This is a genomic window from Mesorhizobium yinganensis (assembly GCF_040081985.1).
GTDB lineage: Bacteria > Pseudomonadota > Alphaproteobacteria > Rhizobiales > Rhizobiaceae > Kumtagia > Kumtagia yinganensis.
Genome location: NZ_JBEBMH010000001.1, coordinates 742,104 through 759,351, shown reverse-complemented (window position 1 = coordinate 759,351; position 17,248 = coordinate 742,104). Strand labels below are relative to the sequence as shown.

General features: G+C 64.1%; 14 protein-coding genes. 6 read left to right on the top strand and 8 right to left on the bottom strand.

Annotation, left to right across the window (positions count from 1 at the left end; genetic code table 11):
- The coding region (locus ABMA59_RS37115) for an integrase core domain-containing protein (RefSeq protein WP_425475858.1) at positions 1-137 on the top strand (137 nt) is incomplete at its 5' end.
- 150 nt (positions 138-287) lie between these two features.
- Here the strand turns inward: ABMA59_RS37115 and ABMA59_RS03530 are convergent.
- From ABMA59_RS03530 to nthA, 3 genes are read right to left on the bottom strand one after another with little or no spacing between them, the layout of a single operon-like run.
- Complete coding sequence (locus tag ABMA59_RS03530) at positions 288-641, bottom strand: nitrile hydratase accessory protein (protein WP_349003904.1); 354 nt, start codon at positions 639-641, stop codon at positions 288-290.
- Complete coding sequence (gene nthB, locus ABMA59_RS03525) at positions 628-1,287, bottom strand: nitrile hydratase subunit beta (protein ID WP_349003903.1); 660 nt, start codon at positions 1,285-1,287, stop codon at positions 628-630. The genes ABMA59_RS03530 and nthB overlap by 14 nt, the downstream gene beginning before the upstream one ends.
- Positions 1,284-1,892 carry a nitrile hydratase subunit alpha gene (nthA, locus tag ABMA59_RS03520; protein ID WP_349003902.1) on the bottom strand — a complete coding sequence of 203 codons (609 nt, stop codon included), beginning with the start codon at positions 1,890-1,892 and terminating at the stop codon, positions 1,284-1,286. The genes nthB and nthA overlap by 4 nt, the downstream gene beginning before the upstream one ends.
- A 92-nt stretch (positions 1,893-1,984) precedes the next feature.
- Here nthA and ABMA59_RS03515 point away from each other — a divergent pair, with 92 nt between their 5' ends.
- From ABMA59_RS03515 to ABMA59_RS03505, 3 genes are all read left to right on the top strand, one after another.
- The gene (locus ABMA59_RS03515; RefSeq protein WP_349003901.1) at positions 1,985-3,265 is read left to right on the top strand and encodes an SDR family oxidoreductase; all 1,281 of its coding nucleotides are present in this window, start codon (positions 1,985-1,987) and stop codon (positions 3,263-3,265) included.
- Positions 3,262-3,741 carry a DUF2269 family protein gene (locus ABMA59_RS03510; RefSeq protein WP_349003900.1) on the top strand — a complete coding sequence of 160 codons (480 nt, stop codon included), beginning with the start codon at positions 3,262-3,264 and terminating at the stop codon, positions 3,739-3,741. The genes ABMA59_RS03515 and ABMA59_RS03510 overlap by 4 nt, the downstream gene beginning before the upstream one ends.
- 112 nt (positions 3,742-3,853) lie before the next feature.
- Positions 3,854-4,681, top strand: a complete 828-nt coding sequence (locus ABMA59_RS03505) for a hypothetical protein (RefSeq protein WP_349003899.1) — start codon at positions 3,854-3,856, stop codon at positions 4,679-4,681.
- A 100-nt stretch (positions 4,682-4,781) separates the two neighbouring features.
- Here ABMA59_RS03505 and ABMA59_RS03500 read toward each other — a convergent pair whose 3' ends face one another.
- The 5 genes from ABMA59_RS03500 to ABMA59_RS03480 all read right to left on the bottom strand — a co-directional run bounded on the left by ABMA59_RS03500 (position 4,782) and on the right by ABMA59_RS03480 (position 12,681).
- A complete protein-coding gene (locus ABMA59_RS03500) occupies positions 4,782-8,054 on the bottom strand; it encodes an efflux RND transporter permease subunit (RefSeq protein ID WP_349003898.1) in 3,273 nt (1,090 codons plus the stop codon).
- Positions 8,051-9,289, bottom strand: a complete 1,239-nt coding sequence (locus ABMA59_RS03495) for an efflux RND transporter periplasmic adaptor subunit (RefSeq protein ID WP_349003897.1) — start codon at positions 9,287-9,289, stop codon at positions 8,051-8,053. The genes ABMA59_RS03500 and ABMA59_RS03495 overlap by 4 nt, the downstream gene beginning before the upstream one ends.
- A 140-nt stretch (positions 9,290-9,429) precedes the next feature.
- Positions 9,430-10,026: a LysE family translocator gene (locus ABMA59_RS03490; RefSeq protein ID WP_349003896.1), complete on the bottom strand. Its 597-nt coding sequence runs from the start codon at positions 10,024-10,026 to the stop codon at positions 9,430-9,432.
- Between the two features lie 207 nt (positions 10,027-10,233).
- Complete coding sequence (gene ilvN, locus ABMA59_RS03485) at positions 10,234-10,806, bottom strand: acetolactate synthase small subunit (RefSeq protein WP_349003895.1); 573 nt, start codon at positions 10,804-10,806, stop codon at positions 10,234-10,236.
- Between the two features lie 84 nt (positions 10,807-10,890).
- A complete protein-coding gene (locus ABMA59_RS03480; protein ID WP_425475857.1) occupies positions 10,891-12,681 on the bottom strand; it encodes an acetolactate synthase 3 large subunit in 1,791 nt (596 codons plus the stop codon).
- Between the two features lie 603 nt (positions 12,682-13,284).
- Here ABMA59_RS03480 and ABMA59_RS03475 point away from each other — a divergent pair.
- Positions 13,285-15,228 carry a M10 family metallopeptidase gene (locus ABMA59_RS03475; protein ID WP_349003894.1) on the top strand — a complete coding sequence of 648 codons (1,944 nt, stop codon included), beginning with the start codon at positions 13,285-13,287 and terminating at the stop codon, positions 15,226-15,228.
- A 145-nt stretch (positions 15,229-15,373) separates the two neighbouring features.
- Positions 15,374-17,176 carry an NAD(P)-binding domain-containing protein gene (locus ABMA59_RS03470; RefSeq protein WP_349003893.1) on the top strand — a complete coding sequence of 601 codons (1,803 nt, stop codon included), beginning with the start codon at positions 15,374-15,376 and terminating at the stop codon, positions 17,174-17,176.
- The last annotated feature ends 72 nt before the right edge of the window (positions 17,177-17,248 follow it).

Here is a 17,248-nt window from a genome sequence, read left to right as displayed (position 1 = left end):
CGACGCTCACACAGGCCCGCACCGCCATCACCGCATGGAAGGAGGACTACAACCACCACAGACCACACTCGGCCCTCGGCAATATGCCGCCAGTCGAGTTCGCAATCAAATCCACGCTGGAAAAACAGGCCGCATGAGGCCTAAATCGAAACCCAGGACTCTCCCTCAAGCCGGAGGAGATTGGGGTCTCACGTCAAAATATATCTGTTCCATGGAAAAATATAAAAAGATATGCGAAGATAGTTCGCTTAACTGAAATTGGGTGGGCGCAGCAACGCACTTCGCGGCTATTTTGCCTGTATAGGGTCGTTCTCAAGAAGGATCGGTTTTCCGTGCGGTGTCGCATGCGCGGCGCGTTCCCATGCGGCCGCCAGCGCATCGACATCGGCGGCGGGCGCGACGCCCTTCTTCGCCAGCAGTGTCTCGAGCGCCGCCAGCCAGTGCTCATAATAATCGTGGCCGTCCGGCGCGGCATAGACGCGATGCACTTCGGCCGAAAGCGCCTCCGCCCACTCGCCCCATGAAAAAACCCCGCGCTCGTGCAGCGCCACGACCAGCGCAAACGCTTCCGCCTGCCAAGGTTCTGCGAAGACGGGATCGTCGAGTCCGGGCACCGAAGCGGCCGCCTCAGGCCGGTTCAAGATAACTCTCCCAGGCATCGATCGAGACGGTGAGCGTCGGGTCGGCGCCCTCGCCCCAGATTTCGCCGGCATCGAAGACCACCGTATAGACGTGTTGCGGCTGCTCGCCGCCGCCATGCGCGTTGCTGTCGGGGAAAACAAAACCCTCGCGCACCGCCTCCACCACGCCCGTCTTGCCCCGCGCATAGCGCGGCAGGCGTGTATGGCCGGTCGGATTGAAATTTTTCGTCCGCACCCGGTCGCCCGCCTTGAAGCGCGGTGCGGCCTCGACCGGCCGGTCACAGGGCGCGCCTTTCGCCAGCACCGCCGCGACGTTTTCCGCCTTCAGCACCCGCTTCGGCGTTGCCGCCAGCGACAGGGCCTCGCCTTTCGCCAGTTCCTCGTCCGTCACGAATTGGTGACGGACAAGCAGGCGTTCCAGCGCCTTGATCCAGATCTCGTAATAGCTGGAAGAGTAATAATCCGCCGGATGCAGCGATTCCCGCATGTGGCGGCTTTCATCGATCGTCCAGGCGCCCATCGCGCCCGCCGAGATCGTGACGCCCAGCGCGCGCTTTTCCCATTCGCCGTGGAAATAGGGCTCATCCGTCTCCGGCGCGACCGGGCCAAAACCCATCTGCCCGCCGAGATCCTGCGGTCCGTTCATGCCGCGGGCTCCAGCGCCAGCCCGGTGCCGATCATGGAATCGCGCGTCACCAGGCCGGAAAGCCGTTCCTCATCCCAGCCTTCCGTGCCTTCCGGGCGAAGCGGCACGACGAGGTAGCGCAGCTCGGCGGTCGAATCCCAAACACGGATTTTCCTGTCGTTTGGCAGGGTTACACCGAACTCCTCCAGCACGCCGCGCGGGTCGATGACGGCCCGGCTGCGATAGGGCGGCGCCTTGTACCAGACCGGCGGTAGGCCGAGCACCGACCACGGATAGCAGGAGCACAGCGTGCAGACGACGAGGTTGTGCGTCTCGTCGGTGTTGAACACCGCCTGCATATGCTCGCCCTGCCGGCCGCTGTAGCCGAGCGAGGCGATAGCCGCCGTCGCGTCGCGCCCTAGCCAGTCGGCATAGCTCACGTCGCTCCACGCCTTCGCCACCACGCGCGCGCCGTTGCGCGGGCCGATTTTCGTCTCGTAGGTCTCGACGATGGCGTCGATCGCCTGGGGATCGACCAGCCCCTTGCCGACGAGGATCGTCTCCAGCGCCCGCACCCGCGCGGCCATAGGATCGAGGTCGTTGTCGTGGTGATGATCGTGGGACATCGGCGAAGTCTAGAACCGGCCCGGCGTGCAGGCAAGCAGCCGCCGGCGGCGAACAATTGCGCCACCTCTGCGCTGCTCGTTATCGTCGCGCCATGCGTGTGCTGATTCTGGGCGGAAGCGGACTGATCGGGACGGCTGTCTGCGCCGCCCTCGCCGGCCGTGGTCACGCGCTGACCGCCTTCGCCCGCGACGTCGCGGCCGCCTCCCGACGCATGGAGGGCGTGCAATGGCATTCCGTGGACATCGCGTCGCTGTCCGAACCGGGCAAATGGCAACCCTATCTCGACGGCGTGGACTGCGTGGTCAATTGCGCCGGCGCCTTGCAGGACGGCGGACACGACGATCTCGTCGCCCTCCAGCAAGTCGCAATGACCGCGCTCTATCGGACTGCGAAGCTGCCCGCTCCGCGCCTCATCGTCCAGATTTCGGCTCGCACCGATGCAGCCGGCTCGTCCACAGCGTTCCTGAAGACCAAGCGCCAGGCCGACGAAGCGCTCAAAGCCAGCGGCCTGCCCTGCGTCATCCTCCGCCCTGCCGTTGTCATCGGCCGCAACGCCTATGGCGGATCGGCCCTGCTGCGGGCGCTGGCCGCGTTTCCCCTGCTCACGCCGCTGGTGCATGGCGAGACGCCGATGCAATTCGTGTCGCTTGACGACGTGGCGGACGCGGTCGCCGATGCCGTGGACGGGCTCATCCAGCCCGGCAGCGACCTCGACCTTGCCGCGCCCGAGACACCGACACTCGCCGAAGCTGTCGCCCTGCATCGCCGCTGGCTGGGCTTGCCGCCCGCGCGCCAAGTCGCCGTACCGTCTTTCGCCGCCAATCTTTTGTCGCAGATCGCCGACGGGCTCGGCCATCTCGGCTGGCGTTCGCCGCTGCGCGGCACCGCGATGACGGTAGCCTCCGGCGGCGTCGCCGACCATGCTCCACCGACGGACCGCTCTTTCAAGCCGCTTGCAAAAATCCTCTCCAATCCAGCCGGGGTGCAAGACCTCTGGTTCGCAAGGCTCTATCTGCTGAAGGCGCCTATCCTCGCCACCTTGAGCCTGTTCTGGCTGCTCTCGGGCCTGATCGCGCTCATCCGCTTCGAGGCTTCGGCGCAGCATCTCATTGCCGCTGGAGCCTCCCCAATCGCCGCCGGCGCACTCACTTTGGCAACCGGCCTCGCCGACATCGCGCTCGGCATTGGCGTGGCCTTCCGCCGCTACGCCGCCATCGCGTTGAAGGGCATGCTGCTGCTGTCGGCCACCTACCTGCTTTCGGCAACGGTGCTGGCGCCCGGCCTGTGGGCCGATCCGCTCGGGCCGCTGGTGAAGGTGCTGCCTTCGCTCGTGCTTGCGCTGGTCGCCCTGGCGATCCTGGACGAGCGTTGAGCGTGGAAGACCTGCTCCGCCTCGCCCACGTGCTCGGCGCCACCGTCCTGTTCGGCACCGGCGCCGGCATCGCCTTCTTCATGGTGATGGCCCACCGCACCCACGATCCGAAAACCATCGCGCATGTCGCAGGCACGGTGGTCGTCGCAGACACCGTCTTCACCGCAACGGCGGTCGTCCTCCAGCCGATCACCGGTCTATGGCTGGCGCATCTGATCGGCTGGCCGCTGTCGGAAGGCTGGATCGTTCTGTCGCTTACGCTTTATGTCGTGACCGGCCTGTTCTGGCTTCCGGTGGTCGTCATCCAGATTAGGCTGCGCGACCTTGCCCGCCGCGCCGCGCGCGACGCCCGCCCGTTGCCCGCCGAATATTTCCGCCTCTACTGGATCTGGTTCGCTTTCGGTTTCCCGGCCTTCTTCGCGGTCATCGGCATCTTCTGGCTGATGCTCGCAAAGCCGTCGATCGAGTTGTTCTGAGCACCGTTCCGTCGGGATTGTCAGCATCCGTCAGGATTGTTTTCGCGGAACTCATCCCCGCCCTCCCCTACCCACGCGATAATTTCGGCGCGTGTGCTGGAAGGAAGCGGCGATGGACGGAAAGGCGGCATTCGAAAATAACCGGGAAGCGCTGAAGCGTTTCCTGGCAATGCTCATCGCCATGGCCGAGATGGGTTTTGCCGGGCTTGGCGCAGGGGGACAGTTTACTTTGTTTCCGCAGAAGGGCGCTGCCGCTTCAAGGCTGACGCGGGCGGAAAAAAGTAAACTGTCCCCGGCACTGACCCTTCCCCGCCACCTCTATCGCGCCATCCTCAAACTGCTGCGTCCGGCCGAATCCGCCGTGCGGCGGCTGATCGTCGTGGCCGCGCGTGGCCTCGTGGTCACCCTGCCGCCGCTGCGCCAGCGCAAGCCGAAGAAGCTGCGCCGGCGCAGGGCTCGCCGCGCCGGCATGTCGGCGGAAAACCGGCACGTCCCGGCGCTGCCGCTGCTCGATCCGCTGAAACCGTGGAAGACGCGGCCCTGGCGGACGGCACCCACCAGCGTGCCGCGCATCTTGTCGCTCGATGCCTATACGCCGTTCCAGCCCCTGCCACCACCGCCGTCGCGCGACGATCCGATCGATGCTGCGCGGCTCGCCCAGCGCCTCCAGGCATTGACCTCGGCACTGGACGATCTGCCCGGCCAGGCAAAACGCTTCGCCCGCTGGAAGGCGCGTCGCGATGCAGCGCTCGCGGAGAAAAGACCCGCCGGCCGGTTCCGGCGCATCTCGCCGCTGCGGCCGGGGCGTCCGCCCGGCGGCCGGCTGTCGCGCTACGACCCGACTGCCACCCATCCCCACAACATCCGCGAGATCGACGAGATTCTTGCACATACCCACGCGCTCGCCGTGTATGCGCTGGAAACACCCGACACGTCATGACGGCGCGGCCACCGACCCCACAGCCAAAGGCATCGGCAGCCAGCGCGGATTTTTCCGTGGTCCGGCGGCGATCCGTGCTGTCAAGCGTCGATCTACTCGGTCAAGCAAGGTCGGACGCCTTGCTGCGAGGCGCCGATAACCCCAGCAGCCATCCCGAAAACTGCTCCATATAGATGTAGATCACCGGCGTGATGAACAGCGTCAGCGCCTGCGAGACCAGCAGCCCGCCGACCACGGCAACGCCGAGCGGCTGGCGCAGTTCGGCGCTGGCGCCGGCTCCCAGCGCGATCGGCAGGGTTCCCATCAGTGCCGCCAGCGTCGTCATCATGATCGGCCGGAAACGCATGAGGCAGGCGCGGTGGATCGACTCGTCCGGCGCCATGCCCTCGCGCCGGAGGGTCAGCGCCACGTCGATCATCATGATGCCGTTCTTCTTGACGATGCCGATCAGCATCAAAATGCCGATGATGGCGATGATCGACACATCCATCCCGGCAAGCGAGAGCGCCAGCAATGCGCCGAGCACCGCCGACGGCAGGCCGGTCAGGATGGTCAGCGGGTGGATGAAACTTTCATAGAGAATACCGAGCACGATGTAGATCGTCAGGATCGCTCCGCCGATCAGAAAACCCTGGTTGGCGAGAGAATCCTGAAACGTCTTGGCGGTGCCGGCAAAGGTCGTCGATATCGTCGGCGGCATATCGATCTGCTGCTTCAGCGCGTTGATGCGGGTGACCGAATTGCCCAGCGCCACGCCCTGCGGCAGATTGTAGGAGATGGTCACCGCCGGAAGCTGGCCGAGCTGGTTGACCGTCAGCGGCCCGGCGGTGCGGTCGACATGGCCGAACGCCCCGATCGGCACGAGGCTGCCGCTTGCGGTCCGCACCCGGATTCCCTGGATGCGCTCCGGTGTCCAGTCGATCTGCGGATCGAGTTCGAGGATGACCTGATAGCTGTCTGCCGAGCCGTAGATGGTGGATATCTGCTCGGTTCCGAAGCCGCCATAGAGCGTCGAGCGCAAGGTATCGGCGTCGATGCCGAGGTTGGCCGCCTTGTCGCGGTCGATCACCAGCGTCGCCTGAAGGGCGTTGTTGGTGAGGTCGGTGGTCACGTCGACGAACGTCCGGCGGTCGCCGCTCATCGCGTCGGCGAGCTTTTGCGCCCACAGATCCGTGGCGTTCGTGTCCAACCCTTGCACCACAAGCTGATACTGGCTCTTGGAGGCGCGCGTGCCGATGTTCAAGTTCTGCACCGGCACCATGTAAGTGTTGATGCCGGGTATCCCGGCAAGTTGGCGGCGCAGATCGGCAAGCACTTTTTCGAGGTTCGGCCGCTCATCCTTGGGTTTCAGCTCGACGAACAGCCGGCCGTTGTTCATCGGCGTCGAGCCGCCTCCCCCGCCGCCGCCCACCGACCAGGCGACATTGCCGACATAGGGCGAGTGCTCGAAGACTTCGGCCACATCAGCCTGCAGTTTGACCATCGCGTCGAAGGACACGTCCTGCCGCGCCTCGGTGGTGACCGAAAGCTGGCCGATATCCTCCTGCGGGAAGAACCCTTTCGGCGAGATGATCAGCAGCCAGACCGATAGCGCCGTCGTTGCGAAAAAGATCAGCAGCACGAGCAGCCGGAAGCGCAGGCAGACGCGCAGCATCCAGTCGTAGCCGCGAAGGAAGAAGCCTGTTGATTGTTCTGCCCCTTCCGACCTTGGCCTTACCCCCACCCCTAACCCCTCCCCACAAGGGGGAGGAGAACCCGGCTGCGCCAAGCCATCAATCACTCGGATTGAAGCGGCCGCCGCGTTGTCCCCCTCCCCCTTGTGGGGAGGGGTTAGGGGTGGGGGTACGGAGCTAGGCAAGACACTAACGCGGCCCGTCCCCTCCCCCGCCTTCTTCCCTACCCTCAGCAATCTCGAACACAGCATCGGCGTAAGCGTCAGCGACACGAACATCGAGGCGAGGATAGCCACCGTCACCACCACGGCGAATTCGTTGAAGATGCGGCCGACCACGCCGCCCATCAGCAGCACCGGGATGAACACCGCCACAAGCGAGATCGAGATCGACACGATGGTGAAGCCGATCTCGCGCGCGCCCTTGATCGCCGCGTCGAAGGCCGACAGGCCCTCCTCCTCCATATGGCGGACGATGTTCTCCAGCATGACGATGGCGTCGTCGATGACCAGCCCGACCGCCAGCGTCAGGCCCATCAGCGAGATGTTGTCGATCGAGAAGCCGAACAGATACATGACGCCAAGCGTCGCGATCAGCGAGATCGGCACCGCGACCGCCGGGATGATCGTTGCCGTCACCCGCCGCAGGAACAGAAAGATCACCGCGACGACCAGCACGATCGTGAGGCCGAGTGTGAACTGAACGTCGGCCACCGCCTGGCGGATCGAGGTCGAGCGGTCGTTGAGCAGCTTTATGCTGGCCGCCGCCGGCAGTTGCTCGTCGAAGGACGGCAGCATAGCCTTGACCCGGTCGACCACGTCGACGGTGTTGGCGTCGGGCTGGCGTTGCACCGCGAGCAGGATGGCGCGCGTGCCGTTGTACCAGCTCGCCGTGGTGTCGACCTCGACCGAATCGATCACCCGCGTGACCTCGCCGAGCCGCACCGGATGCCCGTCGCGGGTGGCGATGATCAGGTCGGAAAAGGCCGCCGCATTGTCGAGCTGCGTGTCGGCGGTGATGGTCAGTTGCTGGCGCTCATTGGTCAGCGTGCCGAGCGGGGTATTGCTGTTGGCCAGCGCCACCGCGTTCTGCAGCGTGTCGATGGCGATGCCGCGCGCGGCAAGCGCCGTCGGGTCGATCTGGATGCGCACCGCGAATTTCTGGCTGCCGAAGATCGACACCTGCGCGACGCCGTCGATGGTGGACAGCGAGGGCGAGATGACGTTCTGGGCGAAGGCGTCGAGATCGGTGAGCGGCACCGTGTCGCTGACCAGCGCCATCAGCAGGATCGGCTGGTCGGCCGGATTGACTTTTCGATAGCTCGGCGGGCTGGTCATCTGCGGCGGCAGCGTCTTCAGCGTGCGGGCGATCGCCGCCTGCACGTCGGCCGCCGCCGCGTCGATGTCGCGGTTGAGCACGAACTGGATGGCGATGGAGGTCGAGCCCAGCGAATTGGTGGTCGTGATCGAGTCTATGCCCGCAATCGTGGCGAACTGCTTGATCAGCGGCGTTGCCACCGAGGTCGCCATCGTCTCCGGCGAGGCGCCCGCAAGCTGTGCCGACACGTTGACCACCGGGAACTCTGCGCTGGGGAGTGCCGCCACCGGCAGGAACTTGTAGGCAAACAACCCGCCCAGCACGAGCGCCAACGACATCAGCAGCGTCGCGACTGGCCGGCGGATGCAGAATTCGAAGATCATGGGCTTGTGTCGCCGGAGTTTGTCGAGGCGACAGCGGGTTCGCCCTGCCCTGCAGTGTCGCCGGCCTTGCCCTCACGGACCTTCATTCCCTCCGTCAGCCTTATCTGGCCCTCGACCACCACTCGTTCGCCGCTCTTCAGGCCGTCGCTGACGGCGCTGTTCACGCCCTGGTTCACCGCGATCTTGACCTGCCGGATCGTCACCGTCTCGTCGGGCTTGACCACGAACACGAACGGTCCCTTCTGGCCCGCCTGCACGGCGACGGTCGGGACCGACACCAGCCCCGGCATCACGCCGGCTTCCACGATGATGTCGGCATATTGCCCGGGCCACAGCGTCAGTCCCGGATTGGGCACGGTGGCCTTCACCGAGATCGTTCCGGACGCGGTATCGACGCTGGAATCGACGAAATCCACCGTGCCCGTGCCGATCGGCGTCGGGTCGCCGTCCTTGTGCAGCGTTACGCTTGGCGGCGACGCCGACGCCAGCCCTTTCTGCAACAGCCCGAGTTCGCTTTCGGGGAGTGTGAACTGCACCTCCAGCGGGTCCATCTGGGTGACCGTCACCAGCGCCTGTATGGCCGTGCCGCCGGTGTTCGGGCCGACAAGGTCGCCGACCGTTATGTTCACCTGACCCAGCCGGCCGGCAATCGGCGCTGTCACGGTGGCAAATTCGAGCTGCACCTTGTCGGCGTCGAGCGCCGCCTGGTCCGCCGCCACGGTCGCCGCCGCTGATTTCTCGGCCGCGAGCGCCTGGTCGTAGGCCTGCTGGGTTCCCGCCTTGCTGACGACCAGATCCTTAGCCCGCTCCAGATCGGCCTGCGCGCTGACCTGCAGCGCCTGGTCCTTGTCAAGCGTCGCCTGGTCGCGGTCGACCGCTGCCTTAAGTTCGCGGTCGTCGAGCCGGATCAGTACGTCGCCGGCCGCCACCATCTGCCCGTCCTTGACCTCGATCGCGGTAACCTGGCTGGAAACCCGAGCGCCGATCTCGACCACGGCCGGGGATACGACGAAACCGATCGCATAGCGGCGGATCGGGAAATCCGCCGTCGTCGCCGTCGCGGTGATGACTGTCATGGCCTGCTGCCTCTGCCGCCCGCCATTCGGAGCTTGGGCGGCATGGTCAAGGGAGAGCAGTTCACGCACCTTGCCCAATGTCGCGGGCGACGCGACCAAAACCGCTCCGGCGGCGCATGCAAGCAGCAGTACCGACAGCAAGGCCTTGTGACGCATCATCCGCAATTCCCGCTACGAGGCGGTCCGGCGGTAGAGCCTGCGCCGGGCATGAGCCCTGATAGATAGTCACGCGGAAAGGCCGGACAGCGGCCTTCAGGCTACATTAAGAACATTTAATGGCCAGTGCCGGCCTGCTTGGACTATCGGAGCATCGGCCAGAGTGTCGCCGCCAGCAGCAGCCCCATGGCGATGTTGAACCATTTCAACCGGACCGGATCGGCGAGGAACCCGCGCAGTGCCATGCCGAAACCCGCCCACGTCGAGACACTCGGAAAATTCACCGCGGCGAAGGCGAAACCGATGAGCAGAACCGAGAGGAAAGGGGTTGCCGGGTCGGTGTAGACCGCCATCGCCGTCACGGCCATGACCCAGGCCTTGGGGTTGACCCATTGGAAGGCGGCTGCTTCGAGAAAGGTCATCGGGCGGGCTTTGGATTCGCCATCCTTACCGAGCGATCGCGACATGGCGATCTTCCAGGCGAGGTAGAGCAGATAGACCCCGCCGGCGATTTTCAGCCCGACATGCAGCACCGGAAACGCCTGCAGCGCGGCGCCAAGCCCGAAACCAACCGCCAGAAGAAGAACCAGAAAACCGCTCGCGATGCCGGCCATGTGCGGAATGGTACGCACGAAGCCGAAATTCACGCCGGACGCCAACAGCATGAAATTGTTCGGCCCGGGCGTGATCGAGGTCACGAAGGCATAGAGAAGCAAGGCGAGGAAGACATCGGTCGACATGGCATTTCCTGGGGGTATTTATGTCAGCAATACTGACCCACTCGTGGCAAGTCACGCGCGTTCTTGTGTCGGTGACAAGCTCGTGCGCAGCGCGCAGCCGGTCGCTCCGCTACGAGAAGCGGTGGAGAATTTGGTGCCTTCGGCTTGTGAGAATGATTGGTCGTTCGCGGACGGGCAGAGCTCGACCGCTTCAAACCCCTGGGGAAATCACATCCCCTGCGGCCCGCGGTTCATCGCCGCCACGCCGGTGCGGCACACTTCGACCAGACCGAGCGGCTTCATGATAGCGATGAACTGTTCGATCTTTGGGACCGCGCCGGTGATCTCGAAGATAAAATGCTCGGTGTTTGCGTCGATCACCTTTGCCCGGAACGCCTCGGCCAGCCGCAAGGCCTCGACGCGCTCGTCGCCGGTGCCGGCGACCTTTACCAGCGCAAGCTCGCGCGCCAGCGGCTTGTCCTGCCCGAGTTCTCCCGCCCTGACCGACAGGTCGACGACGCGATGCACCGGCACGATCCTCTCCAGTTGGTGCTTGATCTGCTCCAGCACATGCGGCGTGCCGCGCGTCACCACGGTGATCCGCGACAGATGTTTTTCATGCTCGGTCTCGGAGACGGTCAGGCTCTCGATGTTGTAGCCGCGCCCCGAGAACAGGCCGATGACGCGGGCGAGCACGCCCGGCTCATTGTCGACCAGCACCGACAGCGTATGCGTTTCGGGGCGCTCGGTTTCGCGGGCGATGAAATAGGCGGAGCCGGTGGGTTGAAGCTGGGCGTTCATGATGAAATTTTTGCCTTCGCGGACGGACTGAACTTTGCGCGGAATGAAATGGGCCACCCGTCACGAGCGGCCCGCAATATGGAACTAGACGAGTTCCCGCCCCTTCGCGTCGATGGCGTTCGCCACAGCCTCGTCGGTCGCCTCGTCGGGTAGAAGCATCTCGTTGTGCGCCTTGCCGGACGGGATCATCGGGAAACAGTTGGCGAGGTTCGCCACGCGGCAGTCGAACAGCACCGGCTTCTTGACGTCGATCATCTCCTTGATGGCGTCGTCGAGGTCGCCCGGTTTTTCGCAGCGAATTCCGTGCGCGCCGTAGGCCTGCGCCATCAGCACGAAGTCCGGCATCGCCTCGGTGTAGGAATGCGACAGCCGGTTGCCGTGCAGGAGCTGCTGCCACTGCCGCACCATGCCCATATACTGATTGTTGAGAATGAAGATCTTTATCGGCGCTTCGTACTGCACCGCGCAGCTCATTTCCTGGATCGTCATCTGCACGGAAGCATCGCCAGCGATGTCGATTACAAGCGAGTCCGGATGGGCGATCTGCACGCCGAGCGCCGCCGGCAGGCCGTAACCCATCGTACCCAGCCCGCCGGAGGTCATCCAGCGGTTCGGTCTGTCGAAGTGGAAATGCTGCGCCGCCCACATCTGGTGCTGGCCGACCTCCGTGGTGATGTAGACATCCTTTTCACGGGTGAGATCGAACAGCCGCTGGATGGCGTATTGCGGCATGATCACGTCGTCGTTGTTCTTGTAGGCCAGCGAATCCCTCGCCCGCCAGCGCGCGATCTGCTCCCACCAGGGATAGAGCGCCTTCTTGTCGGTTTTCGCCGTCGCCCGCCACAGCCGGACCAAATCCTCCAGCACGCGGCCGACATCGCCGATGATCGGGATATCGACACGCACGTTCTTGTTGATAGAGGACGGATCGATGTCGATATGGATCTTCTTGGAATTCGGCGAGAACGCGCTGATCCGGCCGGTGATGCGGTCGTCGAAGCGCGCGCCGACGCATAGCATGACATCGCAGTCATGCATTGCCAGATTGGCTTCATAAGTGCCGTGCATGCCGAGCATGCCCAACCAGTTCTTGCCGCTGGCGGGATAGGCGCCGAGCCCCATCAGGGTCGAGGTGATCGGAAATCCGGTGAGATCGACCAGCTCGCGGAGCAACTGGCTGGCTTCCGGCCCGGAATTGATGACCCCGCCCCCGCTATAGATGATCGGCCGCCGTGCCGAAGCCAGCAGAGAGACCGCTTCCTTGATCTTGTCGAGGTCGCCCTGCACCTTAGGGTGGTAGCTGGTGCGCGGCGCCGTTTGCGGCGGCGTATAGACGCCCTTAGCGAACTGCACATCCTTCGGCACGTCGACCACGACCGGGCCGGGACGTCCGGTCGTAGCGACATGAAAAGCCTCGTGGATGATGGCGGCGAGTTCGTTGACGTCCTTCACCAGCCAGTTGTGCTTGGTGCAGGGCCGGGTGATGCCGACCGTGTCGCATTCCTGAAAGGCGTCCGAGCCGATCAGCGAGGTCGGCACCTGACCGGTGATGCAGACCAGGGGGATCGAGTCCATCAGCGCGTCCTGCAACGGCGTCACCGCATTGGTCGCACCTGGACCGGAGGTGACCAGCATGACACCGGCCTTGCCCGTCGAGCGGGCATAACCTTCCGCCGCATGCCCCGCCCCCTGCTCGTGGCGGACAAGGATGTGCTGAATATCGTCCTGCTGGAACAGTTCGTCGTAGATCGGAAGCACGGCGCCGCCGGGATAGCCGAAGAGATGCTTGACGCCGTTGTCCTTGAGCGCCTGTACGACCATCTCGGCGCCCGTCATCTCGCGCTTGCCGGTTTCGATCTTTGCCATGCTGCTCATCGCTACATTCCGTCGGTTCTCGCCGTCATCGGCGTTTGCTGGTCGTTTAGTCGTCTTCGAGGCAATAAAAAAGGCCCCCGGGAGGGAGCCTGCTGTCTGCGCATGGGTGGATATCGCCCGGCGGTCACACCGCCTTGCCCATGCGCCTTCCTACGAGAATGAGGATCGTCTTCATGGGCGCGGACAATAGGGGCGAGGACGGAACGCTGTCAACCAGGAAAATCGGCGGCCCGTTTCGGGTCCGGCAACAACAATGTTCGCGATGTCGTCATCTCGGCTGCGCCGCTGCGGGTCGCCGGCCATCACGAACCAGGTTTGAGCGAAACGCTCGTAGACGCAGACAGTCACCGCGGCCGTGACGTGTCCTACGATCGGCAGCATCAATTCGAAACAGTCCCGAACTACACCTCTAATAATTTCTTGGGCCTTGATCCTCCAAAAGGCGCTTTGAGAGACGAGGAAATGTCAATTGCTAATCGCGCCACGCCGGCCACATATGGCCAGAACGGCAGCAACAGCCGGTTCGATGGAACGCGCTTTCTCCAGTAAGCCCGGTGCAGGTTCATATTGTGCCCCTTGCCGGGATGTATCCAGGGCGGTGACATGAGCACCTCCAGTGACGGCCCGGTCGCAAACGGAACCAGCGACCCCGTAACCGCGAACGTCGCCTCCGGCGTCCAGCGCATCGACGGTCTGCTCGCACCCAACAGATGGTCCGACGGCTCCATCAGCTACAGCGATCCGGACGCGACCTCCGATTATGGCACCGGTTATCCCGAGCCGCTCACCAACTTTTCCCAGCTCAGCGCACGGCAGATGGTTGCGGTGCACTTCGCGCTGAACGCCGATATCGAGACGCAGCCGAGCGGCGCGGCCGGCTTCTCCGTCGAGGGTTTTACGGGCCTCGACGTGACCTATGCCGGATCGGGTAGCGGCGACGCCACCTTGCGCTACGCCAACACGACCAATCCCAGCACCGCATATGCCTACTATCCGGACGCCGCGAACTATGGCGGCGATGCCTTCTTCGGCCCCTCGGGCGACAGGCCGACGGCCGGCAACTACGACTGGCATACGATCATTCACGAGACCGGTCATGCGCTAGGGCTGAAGCACGGCCACGAGACCGGCGGCTTCGGCGCTCTGCCGGCCAATCGGGACTCGCTCGAATACAGCGTGATGACGTACCGCACCTTCATCGGCGACGACACCAGCGGCTACAACTACGAGCAGTGGGGCGCGCCGCAGACGTTCATGATGGACGACATCGCCACCCTTCAGCATATGTACGGCGCCGACTACACCACCAACAGCGGCAACACCGTCTATTCCTGGAATGCGTCGACCGGCGAAACCTACGTCGACGGAAACCTTGCCATCCACCCCGGCGACAACCGCATCTTCCAGACCATCTGGGACGGCGGCGGCAACGACACCTACGACCTTTCCGGCTACACGACCAATCTTTTCGTCAGCCTGACCCCCGGCGGCTATTCGACGTTTTCCGGCGAACAGCGCGCCTATCTCGGCGGCGGTCCGAACGGCGGCCTTGCGCGCGGCAACGTCTTCAATGCCTTCATGTATCAGAACAACCCGGCGTCCCTGATTGAAAATGTCAGAGGTGGTTCCGGCGCCGACAACATCAACGGCAACAGCGCGGCAAACCACCTGGACGGCGGTGCCAACGCCGACACGATGACGGGCCGCCTTGGCGACGACACATACATCGTCGACAACATCGCCGACGCGGTGATCGAAGCGGTGAGCGAGGGCATCGATACCGTGCTGGCTTCCGCCTCCTGGGTCATGTCGGCCGGCGCGGAGATCGAGTTCCTTAAAACAGTGTCGCAAACGGATGCGACTGCGATTGACCTCACGGGCAACGCCTTGTCCCAGACAATCGTCGGCAATGCCGGCGGCAACACGCTGAAGGGCGGCGGCGGCGTGGACACGCTGTCGGGGCTGGACGGCAACGACATCTATCTGATCTACCAGGCCACCGACGTCATTCTGGAAAGTGCCACGCAAGGCGCGGCCGACTGGGTCGGTGCCGGCACATCCTATGCGCTCGCGGCCGGCGTCCATGTCGAGCGTATCACCACGACCTCCGTGGCCGGCACCCGCGCCATCAATCTCACCGGCAACGAGATCGGCCAGTTGATGACCGGCAATGCCGGCGCCAACCGGCTGGAGGGCAAGGGCGGCGCCGACACGCTGCGCGGTCTCGGTGGGGCCGATACATTCGTCTTCGCCACGAAGCTTGGAGGCGCCAATGTCGACACAATCCTCGATTTCAGCGTGCCCGACGACCGCATCCTGCTGTCGGACGCCATTTTCACCACTCTGAACACCGGAACGCTTTCCGGCGCGGCCTTCCGGGCGAACACCACCGGACTGGCGGAGGATGGCAGCGACCGGATCATCTACGAGATCGACACAGGCAGCATCCTCTACGACGCCGACGGCACGGGCGCTATCGCAGGCGTCCATTTCGTGACGATCACCGCCGGGCTGGCGTTGACCAACGCGGATGTCTCCGTGGCGTGAAGCCCGCAGCCAGCATCTGGCACAACAGATAGACCGCTCCCGACTTTGGTCGGGCGTGACGGCGGGCAAAGCCTGCGCTCATACTGCGCAGAGGTTCGCCGCGAGGAGGCGCGCGGGCCGCGAGGCCGTTCCTGGGAGGATTTTCATGCTCGACAAGGCGCCCAACAAAAAACTGTCGGACCTGCTCGACAAATTCGGCGGCGCGCTTGCCGCCGGCGACATCGACGCCGCCGTCGACTGCTTCCAGGAGGATTGCTACTGGCGCGACCTCGTGACCTTCACCTGGAATATCAAGACCATGGAGGGCCGCGACCAGGTCCGCGACATGCTGAAAAGCCAGCTTTCGCTGACGAAACCTTCGAACTGGTCGATCGCGGAGGGCGAGGACGCGACAGAGAACGAGGGGCTGCTGGAAGGCTGGATCAGCTTCGAGACCGAGGGCGCGCGCGGCTTCGGCCAGATCAGGGTCCGCGACGGGAAAATCTGGACCTTGCTGACCACCATGGTCGAACTCAAGGGTTTCGAGGAGCCCGCCGGCTTCGACCGGCCGCTCGGCGCCAAGCACGGCGCGGGAAGAAACCGCCCGACCTGGAAGGAGGAGCGCGAGAAGGAACAGGCCGAGCTCGGCTTCAGCAAGCAGCCCTATTGCCTGATCATAGGCGGCGGCCAGGGCGGCATCGCGCTCGGCGCGCGGCTGCGCCAGCTCGGCGTTCCCACCCTCATCGTCGAGAAGAACGAGCGCCCCGGCGATAGCTGGCGCAAGCGCTACAAGTCGCTCTGCCTGCACGACCCGGTCTGGTACGATCACCTGCCCTATATCGATTTCCCCAAGAACTGGCCGATCTTCTCGCCCAAGGACAAGATCGGCGACTGGCTGGAAATGTACACCAAGGTCATGGAGCTGAACTATTGGGGTTCGACAGAGGCCAAAAGCGCCTCCTACGACGAGAAGAAGAAAGAATGGACCGTCACCGTGAGGCGCGACGGCAAGGACATCGTGCTGAAGCCCAAGCAGTTGATCCTCGCCACCGGCATGTCGGCAAAACCCAACATGCCGAAGATCAAGGGCATGGAGAATTTTAAGGGCGACCAGCACCATTCCTCGAAACATCCCGGCCCCGATGCCTATGTCGGCAAGAAGGCCGTCGTCATCGGCTCCAACAACTCCGCCCACGACATCTGCGCGGCGCTCTGGGAGGCCGGCATCGACGTCACCATGGTGCAACGCTCGTCGACCCACATCGTGCGCTCCGACACGCTGATGGATGTCGGCCTGAGCGCCCTCTATTCGGAGAAGGCGGTGCGGTCCGGCATCACCACGGCCAAGGCCGATCTGATCTTCGCCTCCCTGCCCTACAAGATCCTGCACCAGTTCCAGATCCCGCTCTATGCCGAGATGAAGAAGCGCGACGCAACCTTCTACGACGGGTTGGAGAAGGCCGGTTTCATGCTCGACTGGGGCGACGACGAATCCGGCCTGTTCATGAAATATCTGCGCCGCGGATCGGGCTATTACATCGACATCGGCGCCTCGCAGCTCATCATCGACGGCGAGATCAAGTTGAAGAGCGGTGTCGACGTGAAGGAGATCAGGGAGCGTTCGGTGCTGCTCAGCGATGGCACTGAATTGCCCGCCGACCTGATCGTTTACGCCACCGGCTACGGCTCGATGAACGGCTGGGCGGCCGATCTCATCTCGCGGGAGGTCGCCGACAAGGTCGGCAAATGCTGGGGCCTTGGCTCCAACACCACCAAGGACCCCGGCCCGTGGGAAGGCGAGCAGCGCAACATGTGGAAGCCGACCCAGCAGGAAGCGCTGTGGTTCCATGGCGGCAATCTGCACCAGTCGCGCCACTATTCGCAGTTCCTGTCGCTGCAATTGAAGGCACGGATGGAAGGCTTGCCGACACCCGTCTACGGACTGCAGGAAGTCCATCACAAGGGATAGCACGCTCCCGTCCGCGTCAGGCAGTGATGGCGTTTCATCCAATCCGCCGGCCTGGATGAGTAATCCCGTTCG